Annotated in this window: 16 protein-coding genes; 2 read left to right on the forward strand and 14 right to left on the reverse strand. The window is 43.6% G+C overall.

The genetic code is table 11. From position 1 onward, the window contains the following. Nucleotides 1-93: 93 nt before the first annotated feature. The 14 genes from JXL83_09015 to JXL83_09080 form a co-directional block, all read right to left on the reverse strand. Complete coding sequence (locus tag JXL83_09015; protein ID MBN2364258.1) at nucleotides 94-846, reverse strand: triose-phosphate isomerase; 753 nt, start codon at nucleotides 844-846, stop codon at nucleotides 94-96. Then, the gene (locus tag JXL83_09020; GenBank protein MBN2364259.1) at nucleotides 843-2,066 is read right to left on the reverse strand and encodes a phosphoglycerate kinase; all 1,224 of its coding nucleotides are present in this window, start codon (nucleotides 2,064-2,066) and stop codon (nucleotides 843-845) included. Before JXL83_09020 ends, JXL83_09015 begins: the two co-directional genes overlap by 4 nt. Before the next feature lie 5 nt (nucleotides 2,067-2,071). Continuing rightward, a complete protein-coding gene (gene gap, locus JXL83_09025) occupies nucleotides 2,072-3,076 on the reverse strand; it encodes a type I glyceraldehyde-3-phosphate dehydrogenase (protein MBN2364260.1) in 1,005 nt (334 codons plus the stop codon). A gap of 12 nt (nucleotides 3,077-3,088) precedes the next feature. Further along, nucleotides 3,089-3,361 (reverse strand): YtxH domain-containing protein, encoded by a 273-nt coding sequence (locus JXL83_09030; GenBank protein MBN2364261.1) that lies wholly within the window; start codon nucleotides 3,359-3,361, stop codon nucleotides 3,089-3,091. A 2-nt stretch (nucleotides 3,362-3,363) separates the two neighbouring features. Continuing rightward, nucleotides 3,364-3,792: a hypothetical protein gene (locus tag JXL83_09035; protein ID MBN2364262.1), complete on the reverse strand. Its 429-nt coding sequence runs from the start codon at nucleotides 3,790-3,792 to the stop codon at nucleotides 3,364-3,366. 113 nt (nucleotides 3,793-3,905) lie between these two features. Then, nucleotides 3,906-4,166, reverse strand: a complete 261-nt coding sequence (locus JXL83_09040) for an acylphosphatase (protein ID MBN2364263.1) — start codon at nucleotides 4,164-4,166, stop codon at nucleotides 3,906-3,908. Nucleotides 4,167-4,197: 31 nt separating this feature from the next. Beyond that, on the reverse strand, nucleotides 4,198-5,772 hold the full coding sequence (rpoN, locus tag JXL83_09045; protein MBN2364264.1) for an RNA polymerase factor sigma-54: 1,575 nt from the start codon (nucleotides 5,770-5,772) through the stop codon (nucleotides 4,198-4,200). Continuing rightward, nucleotides 5,723-6,451 carry an LPS export ABC transporter ATP-binding protein gene (gene lptB / locus JXL83_09050; GenBank protein ID MBN2364265.1) on the reverse strand — a complete coding sequence of 243 codons (729 nt, stop codon included), beginning with the start codon at nucleotides 6,449-6,451 and terminating at the stop codon, nucleotides 5,723-5,725. The genes rpoN and lptB overlap by 50 nt, the downstream gene beginning before the upstream one ends. Beyond that, on the reverse strand, nucleotides 6,441-7,409 hold the full coding sequence (locus JXL83_09055) for a hypothetical protein (GenBank protein ID MBN2364266.1): 969 nt from the start codon (nucleotides 7,407-7,409) through the stop codon (nucleotides 6,441-6,443). Before JXL83_09055 ends, lptB begins: the two co-directional genes overlap by 11 nt. Further along, nucleotides 7,399-8,154, reverse strand: coding sequence for an LPS export ABC transporter periplasmic protein LptC (gene lptC, locus JXL83_09060; protein ID MBN2364267.1), 756 nt, complete (start codon nucleotides 8,152-8,154; stop codon nucleotides 7,399-7,401). The genes JXL83_09055 and lptC overlap by 11 nt, the downstream gene beginning before the upstream one ends. After that, nucleotides 8,141-10,630: a leucine--tRNA ligase gene (locus JXL83_09065; GenBank protein MBN2364268.1), complete on the reverse strand. Its 2,490-nt coding sequence runs from the start codon at nucleotides 10,628-10,630 to the stop codon at nucleotides 8,141-8,143. The genes lptC and JXL83_09065 overlap by 14 nt, the downstream gene beginning before the upstream one ends. After that, nucleotides 10,630-11,430, reverse strand: coding sequence for a phosphoribosylformylglycinamidine synthase subunit PurQ (locus JXL83_09070; protein ID MBN2364269.1), 801 nt, complete (start codon nucleotides 11,428-11,430; stop codon nucleotides 10,630-10,632). The genes JXL83_09065 and JXL83_09070 overlap by 1 nt, the downstream gene beginning before the upstream one ends. Beyond that, nucleotides 11,384-14,179, reverse strand: a complete 2,796-nt coding sequence (gene purL, locus JXL83_09075; GenBank protein MBN2364270.1) for a phosphoribosylformylglycinamidine synthase subunit PurL — start codon at nucleotides 14,177-14,179, stop codon at nucleotides 11,384-11,386. Before purL ends, JXL83_09070 begins: the two co-directional genes overlap by 47 nt. Nucleotides 14,180-14,272: 93 nt before the next feature. Beyond that, the gene (locus JXL83_09080; GenBank protein ID MBN2364271.1) at nucleotides 14,273-15,124 is read right to left on the reverse strand and encodes a hypothetical protein; all 852 of its coding nucleotides are present in this window, start codon (nucleotides 15,122-15,124) and stop codon (nucleotides 14,273-14,275) included. Between the two features lie 97 nt (nucleotides 15,125-15,221). On the opposite strand from JXL83_09080, the gene JXL83_09085 reads away from it, so the two are divergent. Continuing rightward, nucleotides 15,222-15,896: a DUF47 family protein gene (locus tag JXL83_09085; protein MBN2364272.1), complete on the forward strand. Its 675-nt coding sequence runs from the start codon at nucleotides 15,222-15,224 to the stop codon at nucleotides 15,894-15,896. Beyond that, on the forward strand, nucleotides 15,896-17,125 hold the full coding sequence (locus tag JXL83_09090) for an inorganic phosphate transporter (GenBank protein MBN2364273.1): 1,230 nt from the start codon (nucleotides 15,896-15,898) through the stop codon (nucleotides 17,123-17,125). The genes JXL83_09085 and JXL83_09090 overlap by 1 nt, the downstream gene beginning before the upstream one ends. Nucleotides 17,126-17,127: the final 2 nt, after the last annotated feature.

Consider the following 17,127-nt stretch of genomic DNA (forward strand, 5'->3'; position numbering starts at 1 on the left):
AAAGTCCTTCTCCCTGAGATTGCTGTATCAATATTATTATTATAAGCACAATAGAAACTATTATGTGCAGTGATATAATTACACCCATAAAAATTATTCTCCTTTTTTACTCAATTGGATAAGTTTTCTGAAATCTGTAGGTATTAAGCTTACACCACCGACAAGTGCGCCGTCAATATCCGGTTTTTCGTTGAGTTCACCCCAATTTGACGGTTTGACGCTCCCTCCGTAAAGTATTCTGAAAGAGGCTCCATTGAATCTGCCTCTCAAATAATTTCTAATGAAAAAGTGCACTTCCTGTGCGATTTCTCCGGTGGCAACTTTCCCTGTTCCTATCGCCCACACCGGTTCATACGCTATATCTATATTTTTTAATGCGTCCGTAGCAACAGAAGCGAGAGATTCGTCGAGCTGTTTTTCGACTGTTGCAGTCGTTTCGCCCTTATCTCTCTCACTTTCTGTTTCGCCGACACAGAGAATAACTTTCAGACCTTCTTCAGCGGCTGCGGCGATTTTTTTCGATATTTCCGGGCTTTTCTCTCCGAAAATAGTCCTTCTCTCGGAGTGTCCGAGTATAACAAAATCACAACCGATATCTTTCAAAAACCGTGGTGAAACCTCTCCCGTGAAAGCTCCGCTTTCTTTCCAGTAGCAATTTTGAGCTCCAACCAGGACGCCTGAATCCCCGGCAATTTTAACTGCAGTTTCAAGATATACGAAAGGAGGGGAAATGCCCACGTCTACAGATTTAAATTCAACGGCAGCATCCATCGCGGATTTAACCCACAATGCGGTTTCCTCAGAACTCCCGTTCATTTTCCAGTTTCCGCAGATGAATTTTTTCACTGTTTTCTTCTCGTCAGCGCTTCGAGCGCTGGCATAGGAAGTCCCGCCATAAATTCCAGAGAAGCTCCTCCTCCTGTGGAAATATGTGAATACTTGCTTTCCATACCGAAACTTTTAACTGCCGATGCTGTGTCTCCGCCTCCGATTACCGAAAGGGCTCCGTTTTGTGTGGCTTTAGCTACGGCTACGGCAATTTCATTGGTTCCGGCTGAAAATTCACCGATTTCAAATATGCCCATTGGCCCGTTCCAAATAATTGTTTTCGCGCTTTCTATGGCTCGGGAGAATATTTTTCCGGTTAAAGGACCTATGTCCACTCCTATTTTATTATCAGGTATTTCGTTGTTGTCGCATATCTCGGTAGAAACACCTTCTTTTATCTCATCAACTATAACGCTGTCCACAGGCAATACAAAATTTACCTGAGCCTCTTTTCCTATTTTTTTCACTATTTCTTTTGCGGTTTCAATTGCGTTTTCATCCAATATGGATTTACCTATCCCGCGGCCTTTTGATTTCAAAAAAGTGTAGACCATTCCGCCGCCTATTAGAATAGTGTCGGCGAAATTGGCAAAATTCTCAATCAGTTCTATTTTACCCGTAATTTTCGCCCCACCGATAATTGCCACGACAGGTCTTTCAAAGTATTTCATGGCTCTGGTGAGATATTCGACCTCGCGTTTCATCAGGCAACCTGCTACGGCGTAGCTTTTTTCCCTGAACAAAACGGCCGTTCCCTGTGTAGAGGAATGCGCCCGGTGGGCAGTTCCAAAAGCGTCGTTAACGTAAACATCTGCCAAATCGGCAAGTTTCTCTGAAAATCCCGGGTCGTTTTTCTCCTCTTCTTCGTGAAATCTCAGATTTTCAAGCACTATCATTTTTCCGGGAGAGAGTTTCTCCACCTCTTCAATAACTATCTTTCCAACGCATTCTGAGACAAAACCGACTTGTTCTCCCAGCAATTCCGAAAATCTCGCGGCTACAGGCTTCAAGGAGAACTCCGCGACAGTTTTTCCCTTAGGCCTGCCCAGATGACTGCAAGCGATGACAGCGCATCGCGATCCGAGAAGTTTTTTCACAGTTTCGAGAGATTCGATGATTCTAGTGTCGTCGCTTATTGCGCCTGTTTTTTTGTCTAAGGGGACGTTGAAGTCCCCTCTCAACAAAACCTTTTTTCCGGAAAAATCGACGTCATCCAAAGTGAGAAATTCAAGTTTCATTTGCGTTACATTTTACCGGATATCATTTTTATCAGATGGATGACTGTGTTCGAGTAACCCAATTCGTTGTCGTACCAGGACAGAACTTTTACCAAATCCCCCAAAACCATTGTAGAAAGCAGATCCACTGTGCTCGATGCTTCGTTCCCTATGTAATCGCAAGAAACCAGGGGTTCATCGGACACCTGGAGATAAGGTTTCATGGCGCCTTCCGCGGCTTTTATCAGAGCATCGTTTACATCTTCCTTTTTCACAGTTTTTTTCAGGCGCACGACAAGATCGACGAGAGAAGCGTCCGGAGTAGGCACACGGATAGCTATTCCGTTTAATTTTCCTTCGAGATCCGGTATTACAAGTCCTAACGCCTTTGCGGCTCCGGTTGATGTCGGGATCATTGACAATGCAGCGCTTCTCGCCCTTCTCAGATCTTTATGAGGAAGATCGAGTATTTTCTGATCGTTGGTATAGGAATGGATAGTTGTCATCAATCCGCTCTCTATACCGAAATTATCGTGAAGGACTTTTGCGACCGGAGCGAGGCAATTTGTCGTACACGAGGCGTTTGATATCACGTGATGTTTTGAATTGTCGTAACCCAGATGATTGACTCCCATAACAATTGTCGCGTCAACCTCTCCCTTGGCAGGAGCTGAAATTATAACTTTCTTCGCACCGGCATCCAGATGCATGGCCGCTTTGTCTCTCGAAGTGAAGATTCCGGTCGATTCTATCACAATATCTATACCGAGATCTTTCCAAGGCAGTTTCGAAGGATCTTTTTCAGACAGAACTTTCACGGATTTTCCGTTAACTTTTATTTCGTTGTCAAAAGCTTCAATTTTTCCCTGAAAAATTTTGTGAACGCTGTCGTATTTAAGAAGATGAGCCAATGTTTTCGGGTCCGTTATGTCGTTTATGGCGACAAAATCAATTCCGTCCTGAAAAATCCCTTTTCTCAGGACCAGCCTGCCTATCCTTCCAAAACCATTGACAGCAACTTTTACTGGCATGATTGAATTCCCTTATTCAGCTGATTTCTGATGTTTTACATGAAGCTTGGCTATTTTTTCATCCACTATTTTCGCAACATCCTCTTTAAAATTCTCAAATTTATCCTTGGCATCGCCGTATAAATCCACTCCTTTAGTAGACAGATCAGTCGCCATTCCTTTTATCCTTCCTCTTGTCTCCGATCCGCTGTATGGTGCGAACAACAATGCGACACCGGCTCCCACGAAAGCTCCGGCCAGAAAACCGATCATAATCTCTCCGAAGCAATTTGAATCCCTTGACATTATTACCTCCTTCTTTTACGTCTGTTTTTTAAAAATCCATAAAACTTCTTGATTGCGCTCACCGTTTTGTAAGCCACTACGGCTGCTCCTATGACATTCCTGATTTTCCCGACTTGAGGAAGCAGGTTAAAAGCAGTGTATCCGGCAATTGATTGCTGATGCCCCTTGACCAAAGATCTTGAAACTGTGTCGCTTATGCCGTGAACGATAACTTTGGCTTCATTGGACAAGCTTTTCAGTTCGTCTATCGTTCCTTCAATCTCTCTTATTATTTTAGGAAGTTCTATGTTCGCTATGTAAACAGTCTTTCTGGCTTCCTCCAGTATATTTTCAGTTTTCCTTATGAGGAAAAAGAGCCTTAAAATAACTATTGTCAGCGCTAGCGAGATAAGAGTTATGTCAATCGCTATAAACCATTTAAATGTATCCATAGACATAAAGTTATATTAAAAAGAAATTTATGTCAATGAAATTGCTTATACCGGTGTATTTGCAGGGTTAAAAGGCGAGGAGTTCAATCATTGCGTATTTTATCAGATGCAGTTCAGAAACGGATCTCAAATGAGCGGCAGTTTTCGTCGGGAGTATCGGTGACCAACACTTCTTCAACTTCTCCCGGAGAATTTCTTTTGACGATCTCTATAAATTCTCCCGTATCTGTGCCTTTTAAATCAACTGTTATCTCAACAGAACCGTCGGACAGATTTCTGACCCAGCCGCAGTAATTCATGCGCCTGCAATACCTGGATACAAAGTAGCGGAAACCCACTCCCTGCACGGTGCCGGAGACAATAATTTTTTTCACGCGCTAATTATACATACAAGGCAAAACATTTTCAACTCTCCGAAAATTCGATTTTTTTCCTCATGCTCGAAGGCAGTATGTTCAATACGGCTCTGTATTTTGCAACTGTCCTTCTTGCGATTTTGAAACCGCGGGATTTCAATATCTCGGCCAATTTGTCATCCGTGAAAGGCGAGGAGGGTTTTTCAGATTCAACTAATGTCTTGATGATTCCCCGAACTTCAGCGGATGATGAATTTGTCTGAGAATCCGTTTTGACAGGACCGGTAAAAAAATGTTTTAATGCAAAAATTCCGTCACCAGTCTCTATATATTTATTCTGGACTATTCTTGAAATAGTCGAGGGGTGAAGTCCGGTTTCTTCGGCGATTTCCTTTTCAGAGAGAGGTTTTAAAGGACCTGTACCCTTAAGAAAATCAAACTGGCGGCTGACTATCGCTCTGGCAACTTTTTCTATGGAGTTTTCTCTGTCTTTGATGTATTTAGGCAATCTGCTCAAAAAAAGGGCTTCGTTGTATTTTCTCTCGAAATCTACGAGATCGCTTTCTTTTCTCTTTTTCGCCAGTATTTCTTCCGTCATCTTTCTGACAACATCTGCGTGCTGGGATCTCGATATAGTCAACCTGACGAACGGAATTTCAACGTTGCTCCAAAGCGCCGACAGAACAAGTTCTCCCCGCTCTTCTTTGAGAATAAAATCCGGTGTTATGTGCTGGACATTTGTTTGCCATCTTCCTGAAGCCGGTCTCGGGTTGAGTTTTTTTATCCTTTTCGAGGCTTCGATGACTTCTTGCAACCCCGTTTTAAAAAGCCTCGCTATTGATTTATAGTCGCTGTTTTTCAGAAAATCGAGCCCTCCCTCGCTGACAATTCTGAAAGCGAGAGTGCCTGCTTCCCCTGATCTTTCAAGTTGTATCGCCAGGCTTTCTTCCAGACAGGAAGCGCCAATTCCCGGCGGATCAAGCTTTTTTACGAAGGACAACGCCTTTTTCAGTTTCTCAAGTGACTCTCCGGCGATTATAGAAAGGTCGGCAAGATTGATTGTCAAATAACCGTTTTCTCCAATAGAATCTATTATAAGTTCACCGGCAGTGTAAAGCGACTCATCGTCGCAATTTACATGATACTGAAGTTTTAGATTATCTTTAAGACTTCTCGGACTGGACAGATAAGAAAACGGTGAAAATTCGTCCTGGTTTCTGTCCCATTGTGTTTTTACACAATCGTTGAAAACTTCCTCCAAATCTATATCGCTGTTTTTCTCGTAATTTTCTATGGAGGCTTCGGTTTTTTCCTCCGTTTCTTCTTTTTCTAATTCATCTTCGTCTTTTGTATCGTCTCCATCGTTTTCAGTAGGGCTTTCTTCGATTTCACACAATGGGTTTTGTTCTGCTTTAGCCGTCACTTCCTGTATCAAGTCAAGGTTTGTAAGAGGGAGAAGCTCTATGAAAAGCTTTTGATGCAGAGTAAGTTTTAACTCGGGTCTGACCAATAATTTTGCTGAAAGAGAAGTATTTAGCCCCGAAGGGGGAAAGTTTCGGCTTTTTCCCGGCATTTCACATTCGGAAGTTGTCGCCGAGATAGACTTTTTTCGCCTGCTCGTCATTAATCAGAGTTTGAGCGTCTCCAGAGAGCAGTATCCTGCCTTCATACATAATATATGCTCTGTCCGTGATCTCCAGTGTCTCTCTGACATTGTGATCAGTTATAAGAACTCCTATCCCCTTATCTCTCAGTTTAAGGATAATTCTTTGGATGTCCGCTCTGACTATAGGATCTATTCCCGTAAAAGGTTCATCGAGGAGAAGAAATTTCGGCTGAATCACTAAAGCTCTGGCAATTTCCACCCTCCTCCTCTCACCGCCTGAGAGGGAATCCCCTCTGCTCTTTTCAATATGTTTTATGTCGAGTTCCTCCATTATGCCGGTAAGCCTGTCTTCTGTTTCTTTTTTGCCAATGCCTCTCAACTGCATTACAGAAACAATATTGTCTCTCACGGAAAGTCCTCTGAAAATAGATGCTTCCTGAGGAAGATATGATATTCCTTTGCGAGCTCTTTGATACATTGGCGTTCTTGTTATTTTTTCTTCGTCGAGGAATATGTCCCCTGACAAAGGCTTGATTATGCCTACCATCATGTAAAAAGTGGTCGTTTTGCCTGCTCCGTTGGGTCCGAGAAGACCTACAATTTCACCGGTCGAAACTTCCAGAGAAACGCTGTTGACAACTTTTCTGTTTCCGTATTTTTTTTCAAGACTTGTTGTAAAAAGCTTTTTAGGGTCCATTTTCTTCCTTTTGTCCGGTTCTCTGGGAGCCGGTGACGTTTCCCAGGACTTCGAGCATGCGGGGTTTATTCCTTAAAAAATCGAGAATTATCGTGTTCCCGTAAACTTGATTTACACTTTCATCCTCGGTGAAGGTTCCTCCAGCGTTTCTCCAGGATTCGAGGCGGGATATCTCTTTTCCGTCAAGCCACATGACTATCGAATCACCCCATATTTTTGAGTATTCGTTACTAATCCACGGCAATCTCCCGTAGACTATCACTTTTTCCTCGTCGGGAAAATAAATCAGCCTGTGACTTTCAGCCCTAACGGTTCCCCTCTCAACTGAAATATTACCCGTTACAGAGTAAAATCCGCTGTCAGCAAAATTTTCCATTGTATCGCCTCTGACCGAAAACGTATCGTTTTCAGATATAGACAGCATTTTGCAATCTCCTGTAAGTATTCCGTAGTCGGTTTCAAGAAAATAATTCCCGGTGTCTCCGAAAAGATAAGTGTTATTTTGGGGATCGAACATGGAGACATTTCCGGAAGCAGAGCTCATTTTTCTGTTTCTGTCATATTGAAGCTTGTTGGCTGAAATTTCCTGGTCCCGGCTCACGAGTTTGGCGCTTCCGATGGCTTCGGCTCTCCTTGAATCCCTGTAATATATAACCGCCGATGAAGTTATTGTGACGTCCCCGTCTCTAACCGTAACTTTTCCAAGCACTTTAACTATACCTTTTTCCTGATCGGCGTACCCTGAATCTCCTGTTATAACTGCCGAACCATGAATTATTTCAACTCCGTTCATGAGTTGGACGATGTATCCGCTGCCGAGTATCTGAGTCGTCATCATGCCGGCGTTAATTGAAAACGGTTCATCAGAAGACATCATACTTTCAGGATCTTCAATTGCCTGACCTGAAAGGCAAAAGAAAAAAACAAGCGCTGCGGCATGTGTGAATTTAAATATCATCTGTTTTAATTTTACCCGACACTGCGTTGAAAACTCTAATATTTTTCATTTCCTGATCGCTTTCAAAACCAACCCCTTCGAGTATGTTGTTTCTTTCAACATATACTATTCTGCCGTCCGTCGTAAATGTTTTCCGTTCTTCGTTGTAATAAAGACTTTCGGTTGACAATGAGCCTCCTGATGCAAGCCTAATAACAAGATTGCCTCTTGCTCTGAGGTCTTTGCTGAATAAAAAATACGAACCCGAATCCGCTGAAATCACGGCAATATCTTTTCCGGTTGAATCAGACATCTGAAGATCGAGACAGAATATGTCTATTCTTCTCTGCCTGTTCCTCTGCCAGACACTGTCGGCTGAAATCCGCCATTTTCTGAATCCGTTTTCGAAGATGTCAATCAGAAGGTCGCCCGACGCGAACATGTCCTGGGTTGTGACAACCTGCTTTCCTGAATCAGCGATAATCAGAGAACTTCGGAACCCGTTTTCGTCAAAAAAACTGAGTTCTATTCCGTATACATCATTCGTGTCAAGGATGCCCGAAATCAAACTGTCAGCCTCAAGAATCCACGAAGTTTTGCCGTTTTCCGTTGAAACCACTGTCATACCCTGTACGATACCGTTAACACCCGTTCTGCTCTTGGCTTCCGATATATTTTCTCTCGAACATGAAAGAACGGCATGAAGGATACAAAAGAAAACCAGCGCTGTTCTCTGAATATGCTTAAAACGGTCACTTGACGACAAAACTTATCATCCTGTGCGGTACAAAAATATTTTTAACCATCTTCTTGCCTTCGAGATACTGTCTCACGTTAGGCGATTCAGCGGCTGTCCTGAGAGCGTTTTCTTTTGTGATGTCTGACGACAGACTTAGGACAGCCCTCAATTTGCCGTTGACCTGAACTGCTATCTCTTCAGATTCGGATCGGATTGACTCAAGGTCGTACTCCGGCCAGCCTGATTTTAAAACAAGTTTATCGGCGCCTGTTTTTTCCCACAACTCCTCAGCTATGTGAGGTGCGAAAGGTGCCAGGAGCAGAAGAAGATTCCTGAATGCCTCGCGGAAAATTCTCGATCGGCAATCTTCGAACGGTACAAGTTCGTTGACAAGCTCCATCATGCTGGCAATGGCAGTATTAAAACCCCAGTTTTCGATGTCCTCAGTGACTTTTTTTATTGTCAGGTTCATTGTCTTTCTCAGTTTATTTTCGTCGTTTTCAGAAGTTTTTTCGTCGTAAACTTCGACTGTGTATTTTTCTCCCAATCTCCATATCCTGTCGAGAAATCTTTTCGCCCCGGCAACTCCCTGCTCGCTCCAGACAGCATCTCTGCCAGGAGGAGCCAAAAATAAAGTCGTGACCCTGCAGACGTCTGCTCCGAAATTTCCTACAAATTCACCTGCTTCAACGCCATTGCCTTTTGATTTGGACATTACAGAACCGTCTGCACCGCAGACCATACCATGATTGAAAAGCCTCAGAGCCGGTTCCGCGCATGGCAGATATCCTATTCTGTGAAGAAATTTTGTTATAAACCTGAAATAGATCAAATGACCGGTGGCGTGTTCTATTCCTCCTATGTATTTATCTATGGGCAGCCATGATTGCGCTTTAACGGGATTGATTATTTCCGAATCATTGCCCGAATCCGGATACCGGAGCTGATACCAGGAAGAATCGACAAAAGTGTCGAGAGTGTCGGGATCTCTTTTTGCCGGTATTCCACACTTTGGACAGGGCACATTTACGTATGAATCGACTGCCGCGAGAACAGATTTGCCTTTCGGCGTGTAATCCTCTATGTTGTCTGGCAGGATGACTGGCAGGTCTTTCTCCGGGACGGGTACAACTCCGCACGAAGGGCAATGAATAACAGGTATCGGTGCTCCCCAATACCTCTGTCTGCTGACAAGCCAGTCGTGAAGTTTGTAGTTCACTTTTTTTCTTCCGGTTTTCTTTTTCTCAAGACTGTTAATTATCAGGGGGATGGCTTCTTCAGATTTCATTCCGGAAAATTCACCGCTGTTCTCCAGAATTCCATAGCCGGTGAAACAAGTTTCACCGCCGGTGAATACTTCACCGTTGTTGAAAGCTTCATCGTCAGTGGCAACTTCCGGATTGTTTACGGAAGGATTTATAACTTTCTTTATGTTCAATTCGTGTTTTTTTGCAAAAGCGAAATCCCTGGTGTCGTGAGCGGGAACACCCATGACTATACCGGTACCGTAAGAAGCCAGTACGTAATCGCATACGTAAAGCGGAATTCTTTCTTCTGTAACAGGATTTATAAGGTCTACTCCCGAATATACTCCGGTTTTTTCCTCCGCCGTCGAAAGCCTTTCGATCTCTGTTCTGAGGACTGATTTCTTCACGTATTCTTCCACTTCTTCTCTACGATCAGATTCAGAGACGATTTTTGACAGATTTTTGTGCTCGGGCGCTATGGCAGTGTAAGTGACTCCCCATAAAGTGTCCGGTCTTGTTGTGAAAACAGACAGCTTGACATCTGTCCCCGACACGCAAAAATCTATCTCTGCCCCTTCGCTCCTTCCTATCCAGTTTTTCTGAGCCGTCACAACCGGCTCCGGCCATCCATCTTTGATCGTTTCGAGATCGTCGAGCAGTGTCTGCGCAAAATCTGTTATCCTGAAGAACCACTGCTTTAATTCCCTTTTTGTTACTTCAGAATGACAGCGCCAGCATTGACCCCCCTCGACCTGCTCGTTAGCCAGGACTGTCTGACATTTGGGGCACCAGTTGACCAGAGAAGTATCCTGGTATGCCATATCTTTTTCCAGAAGTTTCAGAAAAATCCACTGTGTCCACTTGTAATAATCGGGATCGCACGTCATTATTTCAGTATCCCAGTCATATCCAAGGCCTATGGATTTAAGCGTGTTTCTGGACTTTTCTATGTTTGCGACAGTCCATTTACGGGGATGTATCTTGTTCTTTATTGCCGCTTCCTCTGCGGGCAGACCGAAGGCATCCCATCCTACGGGATGTAAAACATCGTAACCTCTTTGCGCGTAGTATCTGGCCAACAAATCCACTATTACGTAATTTCTCAGGTGCCCGACATGAAGGTCTCCCGAAGGGTAGGCGAACATTTCGAGAACATAATACTTATTTTGAGGATTTTCGCTGGTTTTGAAGATTTTTTCGGTCTTCCACTTTTCCTGTATCTTTTTTTCAACATCGGCAAATGGATATTCAGACATCACTCCTCCATAGTCCTGAAAAACAGTTTCATAAAAGTAATACCCAGGGGTTCTTTGAAAGTTTCTCCTCTGAAAGGGTACTGTCGCAGATCGAGAAATCTTTCCGGATGGGGCATGAGTCCGAGTATGGAACCGCTCGGGTCAGTAATACCGGCTATTCCCATTTGAGATCCGTTCGGATTTTCAGGATAATTGACAGTTGGTTCCTTTTTACCGTAAAAGAAAACCGCCTGTCCGCCCTCGACAACTCTTTCAATCGCCTTTTTGTCGCTAAAAGTGACCCTACCTTCCATGTGAGCGACTGGAAGATAAAAACTCTCCGGAATATCTTTGAAACTCCTTACTTTGGAATCGTTTCTGAGAAGCGGGATCCATCGGCATTCAAATCTCCCTCTTTCGTTCTCTTCCAATGACACGGTTTGAGTTTCACCCGGAAAAGGAAGAAGCGAGAGCCTTACAAGTATCTGAAATCCATTACAAATGCCGAGGATTTTGCCTTTCTTCTCTGCAAATTCTGCAAGTGAGTTTTCAAGTCTCGTTCTGACAATGAATGAGAAAATGACTCCGGAACCAAGATAATCTCCATAAGTAAAGCCGCCCGGAAATATCAATCCTCTCATCTCAGAGAGAAGGTCTTTGGAATATATACAATCGTTCAGCTTGACGAAAAACGGTTGGAATCCGGCATTGGACACACAAAAATAAGATTCCCTGTCGCAATTCGTTCCGGGAGCTTGTATGATTGCTATTTTCTTAGAGTCTTTTCGAGAAATAAGCTTCCTCCAGTTTTGATATATCATAAGTCATGTTTTTTTTATCACTGCTGATCTCAAGAATTGGTTCTTCCAAGACTTTTCCGATTTCAGTACAGACAACACCCTTGAAAATATCAACGTCTGCTTTTTCGCTAACGGTCACGACGAACCTTGAAGGCGACTCAGAGAACATGAAATCCAACAGATCTTGATCGGACGGTTTGACGATCGCCGCTCCAAAACCGCTCCCTATAGCCATTTCCGCGAGGCTAACAGCCAGGCCGCCTTCGGAGACATCGTGTATAGAGCTGAATGAATCGAGGTTAGAAAACACTTTCCAAATGACATCTTTCGAAGTTTTAAGGTCAATTTCAGGCAGGAGTCCGCATTGAACACGTGCTCTTTTTTCGAAACAGCTGCCTCCCAACCCTTTCGGTTCAGGACCTAAAACATATATCCTGTCACCGGGACAGTAAAAAGAATTCAGGGGTGACAGATCGCCTTTTACGGAAACGCAAGTTATAAGAAGGGTCGGAGGAATGCTTACTGATTTTCCATCGGATTTAAAGGTGTTGTTCAGGCTGTCTTTACCGCTTATGAAAGGCGTACCGTAATTCATTGAAGCATCGTGACACGCTTTACAAGCAGACACAAGATCTCCCATCGCCTCGGGATCGTCTGAACTGCCCCACGAGAAATTATCGAGCAGTACAGCTCTTGAAGGGTCGCCGCCTGAACAGACCAGGTTTCTCAGAGCTTCCTCCACTGAAAAAAGAGCCATTTTGTAACAATTGTATTTGCCGATGTTGACATTGATACCCAGACCTACGGCCAGGCAATTCTTTTTTGAATAGTCAATAAAAAAAGATGCTCCGTCGCTGTGGCTTTTCTGTTTTTCTCCCGAGAAAGGTCCGGTTACCGTCTTCCCCTGAACCTGATGATCATATTGTCTAATTATCCAGTCCTTACTGGCAATGTCAGGCATGGAAAGTAGATCGATCAAAGCTTTTTCCGGGTCTGTCTCCATTCTGACAGAGCGGTCTATAGGAATTTGCTTTTCTCTCGCCTTGATGTGTCTTCTTGGAACGCCTTCGTGAAGAAATTTCATGTCCAGATCGATGATTTTTTCCTCGTAATAATACACTTCGAGCTTACATGTCTCGGAAAATTCTCCTATGACGCTTACGTTGGTCTGCTCTTCATCGCAAATTTCAAAAACTCTGTCAATATTTTCAAGAGGGACGGCTAATACCATTCTCTCCTGAGATTCGCTGAGCCATATCTCCCATGGAGATATGTACTCGTACTTGAGAGGGACATTTTCGAGACGGGCTATCGCACCTGTTTCCGCCCCCATCTCTCCGACCGCCGAGGAAAGCCCTCCCGCTCCGCAATCCGTCACTGCGTTCAGGAGGTTTTCTTCCCTGATCCTGATCACAGCTTCTATGATTTTCTTCTCCTCTATCGGATTTCCTATCTGAACGGAACCCTGCGATTTTTTTTCTGATTCGGAGTCGAGAGTCACTGAGGAAAAAGTAGCCCCGTGCAATCCGTCTCTGCCTGTTTTACCGCCTACGAGTACTATTCTATCTCCCGGAGAGACTTTTTTATTAGCGGCTTTAACAGGCAGGACTCCGATACATCCGGCAAAAACCAAGGGATTGCGTAGAAATCCGTCGTCAACGACAAGAGCTCCACTGACAGTTGGTACCCCGATGCGGTTTCCGTAATCCCGCACGCCTGAAACCACTCCATTCAATATCCTTCTCGGATGCATCGTCCCTTCAGGAAGAGATGAATAACCGGCGTCAGGATTTCCTGTGCAGAAAACGTCTATTCCGGCGACCGGTTTTGCTCCGAGGCCAGTTCCGAGAATGTCTCTTACAACTCCTCCAAGACCTGTTCCTGCTCCTCCGTAAGGTTCGAGCGCTGAAGGATGATTGTGTGTTTCGACTTTAACGCAATATGCCGTATCACCGTCAACAGACACTATCCCGGCATTGTCCTTGAATACGCTTACGCAGTCTTTTCTCGCTATCTCACGTGTTGCCTTGACGATGGTGCTTTTCAACAAATCGTCGATTATCTCGGATTCGAAATGGAACAGCCCTCTTAGTGTTTTATGCACGCAATGCTCAGACCATGTCTGCGCAATTGTTTCGAGTTCAGCGTCCGTGGGAAGTCTTCTCAGAACGGAAAAATATTTCTGAATTTCTATCATTTCATCCGATGAGAGACTTAGTGTCATGCTTCGTGATATTTCGAGCAGTTCTTTTGAAGTTCTGTCTTCTATGTTGAAGCGGTTTACAACTGGGTTGTGAAAGTAACTTCCTCTTTCAGGCAGAGTGCCGACAGGCACTTCTTCTTCAATTATAGGATTTGAAAGAACCCTTTTAATAATGTTTGTCCGGTCGAAATCACCTTTGATTAAAAATAATTTCCGTGTCTGAATTTCCGTGTCTTTTCTGAAACAGTCTCCCAAGATTTTTTCGAGAGTTACAGCGACGGGATCCATCACACCCGGCAGGTATGCGATCTCAATAATTTCTCCCTCCCACACGGGAAGGGCATCCTCGAAAATGTCTTCCGTGAGAAAATTGTAAAACACTGCGCTTTTGATTTCGTCCAGTTCTGCACCGGTCAATCCTTTTATGAGGTAAATCTTACCTTCGACGATGTCTGAAATCCCCTTTTCTCCGGAAAATTTGGCCGATTCGAAAAGTTCCCGGTTAGAAGGCAGATTTTTTTTAAAATTGGCTATTCTTTTCCATTGATCTCTGATGTGAACGCTCAAATGAAACTCCCGTGGCTTATTTTAAAGTTTGAAGACTTCGAAATATTAACAAGACTAAAACAAATCGCGCAAGGATTATACATAAAATTGTGTTTAAAGAGAAATTCTCGCTCCGAGCGATAAAATCCATTTTTCCCCAGTCATTCCGAATTCCGCGTCCGCGCTCAAAAGGGGAAACAATGAAATCTCTGTTCCGGTTCTCCATACAAAACTTTTTACGTATTTTTTTACGGAACCCCGCGAAAAAGCCGTTACGTGCGGGTCGCCGGATGCCGGATAAATGCTGAATTCGCCGTTTATGTCAGACAAATTGATCCCGACTCCAAAATACGGGCACAAATAAAAAAGCCTTTTCGAGACGTCTATAAATACTGAAACAGCTTCCGGTTTAACCGAGACTTCGAAAGTAGTGTCCGCGGCTGACCTCGGTAATGAAAAAAGATCTATCTCGGACGATTTCGTATATACTGCGGTCAATGAAGCATCCGGGAAAAGAAGCCCTCCTTGAATTACACCAACCTTTATTCCGGCGGAATAATAAGGTACAATTGATCCGCTTTTTCCTGATCCGACGGCTCCCGGCACAACAACCACTCCGTATCTTCCGACAAGTGCCGTTTTAAAAAAAGTCACGCCCGACATCGGCATGTGCCGTCCGTTCCAAATTCCGATCTGAATCTCACCGTGAATCGAAGGGACTCCCAAATTATAGGACGAACCTTCCGAAATCGGATTCTCAATTTCAAATCTGACCATACTGGCGCCGGCGCTGGCGGAAAAATGCCCGAATCCAGGTGTTTTGCCCGTCGAAAGACCATAACCTGCGACCAAAGCGCCAAACGGAGTTGAAGCATTTTCGAGCGAATGTACGACTTCATCGGTAAGAGAAGCGAAACAAGATGTAATGAACATAAAAAAAAGCGCTGTCATCATTGAAATTTTCAAGAGCTCTCCTTTTAAAAAACAAGATTTTATAACTCAATTATTTTACCTAAAATAAACGCAGCTTGACAGAAAGATTTAATTCTGGAATATAAAAAAAATGAACACTTCCATTTTCAAGAAATTATTTCCTCAGAACGAACCGCTCAATTTACTGATTGAACACGCTCTGCTGCTTGATGATTCCATAAAAATTCTAAAACCGATGTTTGAATTGTACTTCAATGACGAGAACATAGATAAGTATTCATCCGTAATCTGCACCAATGAAAGTCGCGCCGACGACGTAAAATTTAAAATCAGGGAAATAATCGCCACTGGAATAAAAATTCCTTTCGACAAGAGCGACTTTCTGGATTACCTGTCCATGCAGGAAAATCTAATAGACCTTACAAAAGACATAGCAAAAAAACTCTCTCTCAACAGAGTCAAACTTGGCGAGAACCTGACCGCTGAATTTTTCGTTCTGCTCGATGAAGTAATAAAGGCTGTTGACTATCTCGAAAGCGCTATAAGATCTCTAAAATCTCTTCTTTATTTTTCATTTTCGGCAAAAGAATCCGACATTGAAAAAGAAGAGATTTTCATGGTCGAAAGACTCGAATCATCCGTCGACAAAAAATCGATTGAAATTGCTAAAAAGTTATACTCAATGAAAAACGACATTAATCCTGTCGATCTATATTTCATAGAAAGTGTTTTAATAATTCTATCTAAAATGGGCGACTACGCTGAAAACGGCGCCGAACTTCTTCTGAGATTCATTAAAGGCTGATGAGCGTAATAGTCTTTTTAGCTTTGGCTTCAGGTTTTATAGTCGCCTTTGCCATTGGGGCTAACGACGTAGCAAATTCGATGGCAACCGCCGTCGGAGCAAAAGCTATTACAATAAAACAGGCAGTACTTATCGCCGCAGTATTAGAGTTTTCCGGTGCTTTCTTCTTCGGTAAAATGGTCACCGAGACCATCTGCAAGGGGATAGTTCCGATGACAAATTTCAGCAGTCCTGAAATCCTTATCGCGGGTGCTTTTGCCGCCATATTGGCTTCGGCAATTTTCATTTTAGCCGCGACCAGATTCGACATGCCGATATCTACAACGCATTCCATTATTGGAGGACTGATTGGATTCGGCCTCGTCGCCGGAGGAGTTAAGTCGGTAAGCTGGATGAAAGTTCTCGTCATTGTATTTTCCTGGATAATTTCCCCCGTCCTCGGAGCGATACTTTCCTACACGGTCTTCAAGATTCTTTCAATAATCATTTTGAGAAAGGACGACCCATTCAACTGGACAAAAAAAACCGCTCCGTTCATCATCGGATTCACATTTCTGACCATATCTTGGCTTTTCACCGTCAAAACTCTCTCAAAAGGTGTTTTGTTCGCATTTGTCACGGCTTTACTCATCGCGATTACAACGACGATTTTAAGTTTTCTTTTATTGAGAATCGTCAAATTCGAAAAAAACGAAGAGTATTCGGTCGAAAAAATATTTCGCAAGATGCAAATACTCACATCCTGTTATGTATCTTTCGCACACGGAGCAAATGACGTCGCGAACGCCATAGGGCCGATAGCTATAATATTGATGGTCGCAAAATCAGGAGTTATCGCCTGTTCACTCCCCGTGACAGTCGATAAATCCATTCTAGCGCTTGGAGGAATAGGAATCGCCCTCGGAGTCGCTCTGCTCGGATACAGAGTAATGCGGACAATAGGAGAAAAGATTACATCCCTCAACAACACAAGGGGTTTTACAATAGATATTTCAGTCGCGACATCAGTCATTATAGCTTCGTTTTTTGGATTGCCAGTATCGTCAACGCACACTGTGGTCGGAGCGGTCGTCGGAGTCGGATACGCCAGAGGATTCGGGGCGGTTAATTTTGGAATCATAAGAAGGATACTTATCTCCTGGCTCCTGACAGTTCCAGCCGCGGCTTTGCTTTCTGCGCTGTTATACAAACTGCTGCTGTTGAATTTGATAACAAAATTGTTGCTTTGAAA

The organism is candidate division WOR-3 bacterium, from assembly GCA_016934535.1.
Taxonomy (GTDB): domain Bacteria; phylum SDB-A; class SDB-A; order SDB-A; family SDB-A; genus JAFGIG01.

What these genes read in the sequence shown, in the direction of transcription:
- JXL83_09020 (MBN2364259.1), bottom strand. Translation starts at nt 2,066, where the DNA reads ATGAAACTTGAATTTCTCACTTTGGATGACGTCGATTTTTCCGGAAAA.
- gap (MBN2364260.1), bottom strand. Translation starts at nt 3,076, where the DNA reads ATGCCAGTAAAAGTTGCTGTCAATGGTTTTGGAAGGATAGGCAGGCTG.
- JXL83_09030 (MBN2364261.1), bottom strand. Translation starts at nt 3,361, where the DNA reads ATGTCAAGGGATTCAAATTGCTTCGGAGAGATTATGATCGGTTTTCTG.
- JXL83_09035 (MBN2364262.1), bottom strand. Translation starts at nt 3,792, where the DNA reads ATGGATACATTTAAATGGTTTATAGCGATTGACATAACTCTTATCTCG.
- rpoN (MBN2364264.1), bottom strand. Translation starts at nt 5,772, where the DNA reads ATGACGAGCAGGCGAAAAAAGTCTATCTCGGCGACAACTTCCGAATGT.
- lptB (MBN2364265.1), bottom strand. Translation starts at nt 6,451, where the DNA reads ATGGACCCTAAAAAGCTTTTTACAACAAGTCTTGAAAAAAAATACGGA.
- JXL83_09055 (MBN2364266.1), bottom strand. Translation starts at nt 7,409, where the DNA reads ATGATATTTAAATTCACACATGCCGCAGCGCTTGTTTTTTTCTTTTGC.
- JXL83_09065 (MBN2364268.1), bottom strand. Translation starts at nt 10,630, where the DNA reads ATGTCTGAATATCCATTTGCCGATGTTGAAAAAAAGATACAGGAAAAG.
- JXL83_09070 (MBN2364269.1), bottom strand. Translation starts at nt 11,430, where the DNA reads ATGATATATCAAAACTGGAGGAAGCTTATTTCTCGAAAAGACTCTAAG.
- JXL83_09085 (MBN2364272.1), top strand. Translation starts at nt 15,222, where the DNA reads ATGAACACTTCCATTTTCAAGAAATTATTTCCTCAGAACGAACCGCTC.
- JXL83_09090 (MBN2364273.1), top strand. Translation starts at nt 15,896, where the DNA reads ATGAGCGTAATAGTCTTTTTAGCTTTGGCTTCAGGTTTTATAGTCGCC.